Annotated in this window: 2 protein-coding genes; one reads left to right on the forward strand and one right to left on the reverse strand. The window is 74.2% G+C overall.

Annotated features, from left to right (window positions below; genetic code table 11):
• Positions 1 to 268 precede the first annotated feature (268 nt).
• Entirely contained in the window at positions 269 to 1108 is an 840-nt protein-coding gene (locus AOK18_RS23100) for an alpha/beta fold hydrolase (protein ID WP_055695583.1), read from the reverse strand.
• A gap of 117 nt (positions 1109 to 1225) precedes the next feature.
• On the opposite strand from AOK18_RS23100, the gene AOK18_RS23105 reads away from it, so the two are divergent.
• Positions 1226 to 1828, forward strand: a complete 603-nt coding sequence (locus tag AOK18_RS23105; protein WP_055695584.1) for a TetR/AcrR family transcriptional regulator — start codon at positions 1226 to 1228, stop codon at positions 1826 to 1828.
• The last annotated feature ends 175 nt before the right edge of the window (positions 1829 to 2003 follow it).

The raw sequence follows: 2003 nt of genomic DNA on the forward strand, positions 1-2003 counted from the left end.
GTGACCGCGACGCCGCCGGCCCGGTCCCGCGGAACCCGCTCGAGCGGGCCCTGCCCGGCGACGGGTCCGGGGGCCCGTGCCGTCCTGGAGGACGTCGTGCCGGTTGTGGCCGAGGTCGCGATGGCCTCCCGGCCGGTGTCCGGACGGCGCCCCGGCCGGGAACGGCCGGCGGCCGCGGTGGCCCGCTTCGCGCCGGGCCTTCCCGTGCACGGCCGCCGTTGGGACGCGTCCGGACGGACGACCGTGCCGGGGCGTCACCGGAGTGCGGTCACCGGGGCGGGACGGTGAGGAAGTCGCGGATCTCGCGGACGACACGTCCGGGGGCGTCCTCCATGAGGAAGTGGCCGGCCCCAGGGACGACGACGAGTTCGGCGCCGGGGATGTCGTCGCGGAGCCGCTTCGCGTAGTGGAGGGGCTGCCACCGGTCCTCCTCGCCCCACAGGATGCGGACGGGCATGGTCAGGCGTCCGAGTCCGTCGCCGATCTCCTCGGTGTACCTCGAGTCGTAGTGGCGCACCTGGTGCTCGAAGAAGGAGGCGCGGCCCGACGCCGACCGGTGGGGGGCCAGGTACGCCCGGAGGACGTCTCCCGTCATGAGCGAAGCGTCGGCGACGGTCATCTCGAGCTGCCGGGTCAGCAGCGCGTCGAACGCGTCCTGCGACATGCCCGGGAGGTCGTCCAGTTCCTCGTCGATGATCCTCCGCCAGGTCGGGGAGGGCCACGAGTCGTAGCTGACGGAGTCGATGAGCATCAGCCGCCGCACCCGCCCGGGGTGGGCGACGGCGAAGCGCTGGCCGACGGCGCCGCCGATGTCGTGGCCGACGATGCCGACCCGGTCGAGGCCCAGCGCGTCGAGAAGGTGTCCCAGGAGGTCCGTCTGGGCGGCGACCGACGTGTCGCGGTCCACCGGCCGCTCGGAGCGGCCGTATCCCAGCAGGTCGTAGGTGATCGTCCGGAAGCCGTCCGCCTCGATGTGCGGTACGACGTCGCGCCACTCGTAGGAGTGCGAGGGGGTGCCGTGGAGGAAGACCACGGGCTCGCCCCGGCCGCGGTCCCGGAGGGCCAGGCGCACTCCGTCCACGACGAGGCTGTCGGTCAGAAGGGTCATCGTGCCTTCCTCGGGTCGCTGACGGCGGAGGGGGCCACGGCTCGGCGGGTGCGGTCCGGCCTTCACCCGGCCCTTAGTCTGGGTAGACCGGTCTACCCATGTGAAACGGGGTGTGTGATGAGCGAGCGGGATCGGGAACCGGGCGCCGGGAGGCGGCGGCCGGCCCGGGAGCGTCTCCTGGCCGCCGCGGCGCGGCGTTTCTACGGCGACGGGGTGACGGCGACCGGCATCGACACGATCACCGCCGAGGCCGGTGTGGCGAAGATGAGCCTGTACAACAACTTCTCCTCCAAGGCAGATCTCGTCCGGGCCTACCTGGGCGCCCGGCACGAGGAGTGGCTGGCGCGGTACCGTTCGCGCCTCGAGCGGGCCGAGGGCCCCCGCGACGGCGTGCTGGCCGTCTTCGACACCTACGTCGACAGCGCGGACTCCGTCGGCGGGAACGGTTTCCGCGGGTGCGGGCTGCTCAACGCCGCCGCGGAGATGCCCGCCGGGGACGAGGGGCGGGCACTGGTGCGCCGGCACAAGGAGGAGGTGGAGCGCCTGATGGCCGACCACCTCGCGGAACTGCTGCCCGGACGTCCCGGCGCCGCTCACGCCACGGCGGAGCACCTGGCGTTCCTCCTGGAGGGCGCGACGGCACGCGCCGGCCTGGAGGGCGACAGCGGTCGCCTGCGGCGCGCCCGCGCCATGGCGGTGGACCTCCTGGACCGGTTGTGACCGGGCCGGCCGTTCCGGCGGGGTCCGGCCGAGGGATCCGCCCGGAAGCTCAAATGTTGCTCTGAAGGCGGCCACGGCGCGGTTCGGGCGCGGGTTTCGGGGCCATACCCCCGTCACGTCCGGCGGACGCCCGGCGGGGGCCGTCGGGGGCCGGCGGGGTGACCGGTCCAGGAGG

Source organism: Streptomyces prasinopilosus (genome assembly GCF_001419695.1).
Classification (GTDB): Bacteria; Actinomycetota; Actinomycetes; order Streptomycetales; family Streptomycetaceae; genus Streptomyces; species Streptomyces prasinopilosus.